This is a genomic window from Petrachloros mirabilis (assembly GCF_975968855.1).
Genome location: NZ_CDLUDY010000046.1, coordinates 20,511 through 27,183, shown reverse-complemented (window position 1 = coordinate 27,183; position 6,673 = coordinate 20,511). Strand labels below are relative to the sequence as shown.

The following is a 6,673-nucleotide window of genomic DNA, read 5'->3' as shown; positions in this document are numbered from 1 at the left end:
TGGGACTCTTAGCTTCAGGACGGGAGGAAACATGGCACGTATTGCTGGAGTGGATCTACCAAGAGAAAAACGAGCCGATATTGGGCTCACCTATGTTTTTGGAATCGGACGGGCTGCGGCTCTCGATATCCTGGATAAAGCTGGAATTGACGGCGATATTCGCGTCAAGGACCTGACCGAAGATCAGATCGTTAAGATTCGAGAAATTATTGAGCGTGAACATCAAGTTGAAGGTGATCTGAGAAAGACCGTGTCGATGAACATCAAACGATTGATAGATATCGGGACGTATCGCGGGCTTCGTCATCGGAAAGGATTGCCGGTTCGCGGCCAGCGTTCTAAAACTAATGCGCGCACGAGAAAAGGCAGACGGGCTGGGGTGGGTAGCAAGCCGAAGCCAGCCGCTCGCCCATAAAAGAGTTTTCACCAGTACGGCTGTAGGGAGTCTGTATGAGCGTAAAAAAAGGGAAGAAGAAAGAACGTCGGATTGTTCAGAACGGGATTGCACATGTACAAGCCTCGTTCAATAACACGATTGTCACAATCACTGATATGAGCGGTAATACGGTTGTGTGGGCAAGTGCGGGCAATCAGGGCTTCAAGGGGTCGAGAAAGAGCACACCGTTCGCTGCTCAGCGAGCCGGTGAAGCAGCAGCACGCAAAGCCATGGAAAGTGGCATGCGCCAGGTCGACGTGTATGTGAACGGTCCTGGATCTGGGCGGGAGTCAGCTATTCGTTCCCTGCAAGGAGCCGGTCTCAGGATAAATTTGATTCGCGATGTCACACCGATTCCTCACAACGGCTGCCGCCCGCCGAAACGGCGTCGAGTGTAAAACAGGTATAGGTCCGGCAAAGGGTGGTGAGCTGGGAACGGAGATAAGAATAATGCTCCCGCAATTGATGAGGGGGAGCGGTAATTGGAGGTAAAGAAGTGGCAAAGTATCGAGGTCCTGTCTGTCGGTTGTGCCGGAGAGAAGGAGAAAAGCTGTTCCTAAAAGGTACGCGCTGTATGACTGAGAAATGCGCGATTGAGCGGCGTAGCTATCCGCCCGGGCAACACGGACAGGCTCGCCCAAGAATTTCGGATTACAGCACACAGTTGCGTGAGAAGCAGAAGCTCCGGCGCATCTATGGATTGCAGGAACGCCAATTCCGTGGGATGTTCGAACGGGCGGAACGAAAAACCGGTGTTACCGGCGAAGCGTTGTTGAGGTTGCTGGAGTGCCGCTTGGACAACGTCGCGTACCGGTTAGGCTTCGGCGCTTCACGGAAAGAGGCCAGACAGCTTGTGAACCACGGTCATGTAACGGTGAATGGCCGAAAGACCAACATCCCTGGCGCCCAGGTGCGTGCGGGCGATGTTGTAGCAGTACGGGAACGTAGTCGTGCCATGGCGACGATTCAAACGGCATTGGAGTCAGTTGAGGGGCGTGGGATTCCCGACTGGCTTGAGTTGGACAAGGCAGGGTTTAAGGGGACAGTGAAAGCATTGCCGACTAGGGACCAAATTACACTTCCAGTCAACGAACAAATGGTCGTGGAGTTGTATTCAAGATAACGGCGACTTCATGCAACCTTAGCTCCTCTGCAGAATGCATCGCAGGGAGTGTGACGGTTGCGAGAATGAAGGGGGACGCATGATCAAAGCGATGAAAGATTTTCAAATCCCGATGAGGGTTGAGGTCGAGAAAGAGACGGCGACCGCAACGTTCGGGAGGTTCTCCACGGAAGCATTCGAACGAGGTTTTGGTACGACGATTGGGAACGCCTTGCGGCGTGTGCTGCTCTCGTCGTTGACGGGTGCAGCTGTGACCACGGTAAAGATAGAAGGGGTATTGCACGAGTTTTCTACCATTCCGGGAGTTACCGAAGATGTAACCTCGATCATACTGAATGTGAAGGGTTTGCGATTGGCTTTGCTCACCGATAAACCGAAAACCATCCGGCTAAGGAAAAGGGGTCCGGGAGAAGCTAAAGGGTCTGACATTGTTCACGATGCCGACGTAGAGATCCTTACTCCTAATCTTCACATCGCTACACTGGATAAGGATGCGATGCTTGACATGGAAATGACTGTCAAGCATGGGCGCGGGTATGTGCCAGCTGAACGGAACAAAGAAGAGGGACTCCCAATAGGGGTGATCGCCATTGATTCGATTTTTTCTCCGATCAAACGCGTGAATTTCCAGGTTGAGAATGCGCGTGTCGGGAGGATGACGGACTATGACAAGCTCACGGTCGAGATTTGGACTGACGGGACGATTTCGCCAAGTGATGCATTGTCTACGGCAGCTGGAATCTTGCGTGATCACATTGACATCTTCATCAACCCAGAAGCTCGAGTCGAGGGTCGTGGCGAGCTAGTGGGAGAAGATGCGCAACGGGAGATTAACAAGAATCTGTTCCGAAGCGTCAACGAACTGGAGTTGTCCGTACGCGCGGCAAATTGCCTGAAGAATGCCAATATTAAGACGATTGCCGATTTGGTTCAGAAGACCGAAGCTGAAATGCTGAAGACTAAGAATTTTGGGAAGAAATCGTTGAACGAAATCAAAGAAATTCTTGCCGATATGGGATTGAGCCTGGGGGTCAAAATCGAGGAAACCGCTCAGGCCGGCAGTCCGAAGGTCGAGTAAGGAAGAAGAGGGAGCCGTGCGTCACAGAAAAAAAGGTAGACAACTCGGGCGACAGACCAAGCATAGATGGGCGTTGTTTAGAAGTCTGGTCACATCGCTCCTCGAACATGAACGGATTGAAACCACGGAGGCAAAGGCAAAGGAAATCCGTGGGTTTACGGATCGCATGATAACATTAGGTAAAGAAGGATCATTGCCAGCCCGCCGACAAGCCCTGAGTTTTCTACGAAGCAAAGCAGTCGTATCAAAATTATTTAGCGACGTTGCCGTTAGATTCAGGGATCGTCCAGGCGGGTATACGAGGATGGTCAAGACAAGGCGGCGTACCGGTGATGCCGCCGAAATGGTCGCGATTGAGTTAGTAGCGAAAGCAGAGGCTTCGGCAACCAAGAAAACGTCTTTACCCTCACCTGCAGAGAAGACAGAAAAATCCGATTAGGTCTCGATCGAGACCTAATCGGATATATCTTGAGACGCTGCTCGCGAATCCTCTTTCTGGTAATCTATTAATTTTAGCCAGACCTCCGTTCCCAGATTCCTTCCAGAGAGTTTACTTGCGCGCACCCTCATGCTAGTATCGTGCCAGTCGATTTCTTTGTGGAAAATGAATAGTCTTGCGTGGAGGAGTTGGGTACAACGTGGGCTTCTGACGCTCAGTGCTGTCTTGGCCTGTTTCTTGGTTTATCTGCTCGCTACAAATTCAGCTTCTGTCCCGCCTCCAACCACCGCCGGTCCAGGAACGATTAGTCAGGCTGATGCAGCTATTTCTCATTTTTCTTTTACTCAGACCAAGGGTGACCAGGTGCAGTGGCAGGTTAAAGCTCGTGAGGCCCGCCTTTTTGAACAAGATAAGAAAGCGGTACTGGATGGTGTGGAGGTCACCCTGTATGGTTCGCAAGGGAGGGAAATGACGGTACAAGGAGATGAAGGTACCCTTGATACGGCAACAAAGGACTTCATATTGAAGAATCGGTCTGAACCGCTGATCATTCGCACAGAAAGCGGCTACACAATTTATACGAATTACGTGACTTGGAAAGATGAGACCAGAGAATTCCGTACAGAGGAGCCGGTGCGAATCGTTGGTCATGGGTTAGAAGTAAAAGGGCGAGGATTGTTGGGTCATATGGATACGGAAGAATTTCATGTGCTTGAGGATGTCCATGTGGATTTGGCTCCTGTCTCTTAGTTCTACAGTTATAGCTTCAGCTGTTATCGGTTCAGCGGCGCCCCTCCCGTCGTCGAATGGATCATCTGACCAAGGTCCCAGTACGACAGTCACGTCACAACGAATGACCTTCAAGAACCAGGACAGCGAGGCAGTGTTCGACGGGTCCGTCGTGTTGAGGAGAGGCTCACTCATTGTTTACTCCGATAAGATGGTTGTGTTATTTCGCGAACAGGGATCAGCGGTTCAAGAATCAAACAAGTTGGAACAGGCGGGAGCAGGGGTTCGCAAAGCTAAAGGACCAGATACAGTATCCAACCGGGCTGTGAGTAAGATCGAGGCTATCGGCCGAGTAAAAATCGAAAGGGATGCTGGGAATGCCACATGCCAAAAAGCAGTGTACTACCGAGATGAGGACAAGATTGTGCTTACCGGTGACCCCGTGGCATGGGATAAGGGAACCAGAGTGAGCGGGAAAAAGATCACACTCTTCTTGAACGAGGACCGAACCGTTGTGGAGGGAGGCTCTCATGTTCAGATCCAATCAGAAGGAGGGGGAAAGTGACGGAAGCCGTCCGCGCTCATTTGTTACCAGAGACCGCGGGTAAACTGCATTCTGAGGCGGCTGTATTGCGCGCTGAAGGTCTTGTGAAGAGTTTTCGGTCAAGGAAAGTTGTAAAGGGAGTTTCGGTTGAAGTGCGAGCGGGTGAGGTTGTGGGGTTGTTAGGACCGAATGGGGCGGGGAAAACTACTATCTTCGATATGATGGTGGGCTTGACTCAGCCGGATGAAGGGATAATCCGTCTGGAAGACCAAGACATCACTTCTCTGCCTATGTACAAACGAGCACGAAAGGGAATCGGATATTTGCCTCAGGAATCTTCTGTATTTCGACGTTTGTCGGTCCAAGACAATATTGTAGCAATTCTTGAAATGCTGGATTACTCTCGTGCAGAAAGGGCAGAGCGGGTTGAGGTACTTCTTAAAGAGCTTGATCTTGGGCATATCAGGTTGAGTATGGCCTATGCCCTTTCCGGAGGAGAACGGCGAAGGTTGGAGATTACGAGAGCATTGGCAACAAACCCTTCTTTCATGCTGTTGGACGAACCGTTTGCCGGAATCGATCCTATAGCCGTAGCTGATATCCAGCAGATCATCACCAGACTTAAAGACAAGGGAATTGGCATTCTCATTACCGATCATAACGTGCAGGAAACATTGTCAATCACAGATCGTGCGTACATTATCAACGAAGGTCTCATCTTGGAAGCCGGTTCTCCTGAAGTGATCATTAAAAGCGAAACGGCTCGCGCTGTTTATCTAGGGGACCGGTTCAAGTTATAGAATCGACGATTATGAAATTACGCCTGGATCTTAAGCTTAGTCAAAAGTTGATTATGACGCCGCAGTTGCAGCAGGCGATCAAGTTGCTTCAACTCTCCCGCTTGGAGTTGCAACAAAGCCTAGCTCAGCACTTGCTGGACAATCCTCTGCTGGATGAACTTCCTGCAGAAAGCGAAGAGGGTGAGACAGCGGAGTCGGAAGAGACGGTGGAGAATACTGAGAGCACATCAGTCGCCGAAACAGCTGCGTCAGAAGAAGCGACTCCGGAGGAACGCGGTAGCCCAGATGAGATGTCCGCTTCCGGCTGGGAGGAGTATTTTGGTAGTGACCGTCGGACGGGCGGAGGCGACAATCAGGCATCCTCGTCAGATGATTTCCCTTCCTATGAACAGACCATGGCGAAGGCTGCTTCACTTGAGGACCACCTACTGTGGCAGCTATCGCTGTCAGGATTGTCAGATCGGGAAAAGGCAATTGGCCGGTTATTAATCGGCAATATAGATGATGACGGGTATCTCCGCACACCCCTTTCTGAAATTATAGTTGGGACAGATATAGTTGAACAGGAAGCGGAGTCAGTACTGCGAGATATTCAAACCTTCGATCCAACGGGAGTGGGCGCGCGTGATCTATCGGAGTGTCTCATGTTGCAGCTGGGGCATTTAGGAAAGAGCCCTATGGGAACATTAGGAGCTCGTCCCGGCGCACTCAAGGGATCCGTTGTTGAGGCTGTAATTCAACATCACTTGAAAGATCTTGAGAAAAAGCAATATGCGAAGATTGCGAAAGCGTTGAACGTGACTGTTGAGGAAGTATTTCAAGCCACCAAAGTTATCGAGGCCTTAGAGCCCAAACCTGGTCGTCCATTTTCCAATACACAAAACTATGCGATTGTGCCGGATGTGTTTGTCGTCAAAAGCGAAGGAGAATGGGTGGTACTTTTGAACGATGACGGGTTGCCACGGATGCGCATCAGCCCTTACTATAAGCAAATGATGGATTCAGGTGAAAGTGGAAACCCCGAGACCAAAGCCTACCTGGATGAAAAGCTACGTGCGGCCCAATGGGTGATCCGAAGTATTGAACAGCGGAATAAGACAATTGTGAAGGTCGTCACGAGCATCGTGAAGTTCCAGGAGCAATTTTTCGAGCACGGGATTCAGTATCTGAAACCACTGGTCCTCAAGCAGGTTGCCGAGGATATCGGGATGCACGAGTCTACGATCAGCCGAGTGACTGCGAATAAGTATATGTACTGTCCTCAAGGAATGCTTGAGCTGAAGTTCTTTTTTAATGCAGGGTTGCAGCGTGCGGATCAGCCAACTGATATGTTGTCTTCGGTTACAGTACGCGAAATGATACGAAAAATGGTGGCAGAAGAAGATGCCAATCAGCCGTTGAAGGACGAGGAAATTGCCGCGAAGCTTCGTGACCGGAACGTGCTGATTGCGCGGCGTACCGTTGCCAAATATCGCGCAGAAGAGAATATCCCGCCTGCCACTCAGCGGAAACGATTTTTCTAAA

8 protein-coding genes and 1 pseudogene are annotated in these 6,673 nt (G+C 50.6%); all 9 read left to right on the top strand.

Annotated features, from left to right (window positions below; translation table 11 throughout):
* The first annotated feature begins 31 nt into the window (after positions 1-31).
* The 9 genes and pseudogenes from rpsM to rpoN all read left to right on the top strand — a co-directional run bounded on the left by rpsM (position 32) and on the right by rpoN (position 6,672).
* Entirely contained in the window at positions 32-415 is a 384-nt protein-coding gene (gene rpsM / locus ACWVCN_RS01985; RefSeq protein ID WP_455243834.1) for a 30S ribosomal protein S13, read from the top strand.
* Between the two features lie 35 nt (positions 416-450).
* Positions 451-834 (top strand): 30S ribosomal protein S11, encoded by a 384-nt coding sequence (gene rpsK / locus ACWVCN_RS01980; RefSeq protein ID WP_455243833.1) that lies wholly within the window; start codon positions 451-453, stop codon positions 832-834.
* Positions 835-932: 98 nt separating this feature from the next.
* Entirely contained in the window at positions 933-1,559 is a 627-nt protein-coding gene (rpsD, locus tag ACWVCN_RS01975; RefSeq protein ID WP_455243832.1) for a 30S ribosomal protein S4, read from the top strand.
* A gap of 79 nt (positions 1,560-1,638) precedes the next feature.
* A complete protein-coding gene (locus ACWVCN_RS01970) occupies positions 1,639-2,637 on the top strand; it encodes a DNA-directed RNA polymerase subunit alpha (protein ID WP_455243831.1) in 999 nt (332 codons plus the stop codon).
* Between the two features lie 16 nt (positions 2,638-2,653).
* Positions 2,654-3,001: pseudogene (gene rplQ / locus ACWVCN_RS01965) on the top strand (50S ribosomal protein L17); the annotation flags it as partial.
* A 312-nt stretch (positions 3,002-3,313) separates the two neighbouring features.
* The gene (lptC, locus tag ACWVCN_RS01960; RefSeq protein ID WP_455243830.1) at positions 3,314-3,826 is read left to right on the top strand and encodes an LPS export ABC transporter periplasmic protein LptC; all 513 of its coding nucleotides are present in this window, start codon (positions 3,314-3,316) and stop codon (positions 3,824-3,826) included.
* A complete protein-coding gene (locus ACWVCN_RS01955) occupies positions 3,801-4,370 on the top strand; it encodes an LptA/OstA family protein (protein ID WP_455243829.1) in 570 nt (189 codons plus the stop codon). The genes lptC and ACWVCN_RS01955 overlap by 26 nt, the downstream gene beginning before the upstream one ends.
* On the top strand, positions 4,367-5,149 hold the full coding sequence (gene lptB, locus ACWVCN_RS01950; protein WP_455243828.1) for an LPS export ABC transporter ATP-binding protein: 783 nt from the start codon (positions 4,367-4,369) through the stop codon (positions 5,147-5,149). Before ACWVCN_RS01955 ends, lptB begins: the two co-directional genes overlap by 4 nt.
* Before the next feature lie 11 nt (positions 5,150-5,160).
* A complete protein-coding gene (rpoN, locus tag ACWVCN_RS01945) occupies positions 5,161-6,672 on the top strand; it encodes an RNA polymerase factor sigma-54 (RefSeq protein WP_455243827.1) in 1,512 nt (503 codons plus the stop codon).
* Position 6,673: the final 1 nt, after the last annotated feature.

Bases quoted from the DNA above. Each gene is read 5' to 3' on its own strand.
- rpsM (WP_455243834.1), top strand. From the start codon at position 32: ATGGCACGTATTGCTGGAGTGGATCTACCAAGAGAAAAACGAGCCGAT.
- rpsK (WP_455243833.1), top strand. From the start codon at position 451: ATGAGCGTAAAAAAAGGGAAGAAGAAAGAACGTCGGATTGTTCAGAAC.
- ACWVCN_RS01970 (WP_455243831.1), top strand. From the start codon at position 1,639: ATGATCAAAGCGATGAAAGATTTTCAAATCCCGATGAGGGTTGAGGTC.
- ACWVCN_RS01955 (WP_455243829.1), top strand. From the start codon at position 3,801: ATGTGGATTTGGCTCCTGTCTCTTAGTTCTACAGTTATAGCTTCAGCT.
- rpoN (WP_455243827.1), top strand. From the start codon at position 5,161: ATGAAATTACGCCTGGATCTTAAGCTTAGTCAAAAGTTGATTATGACG.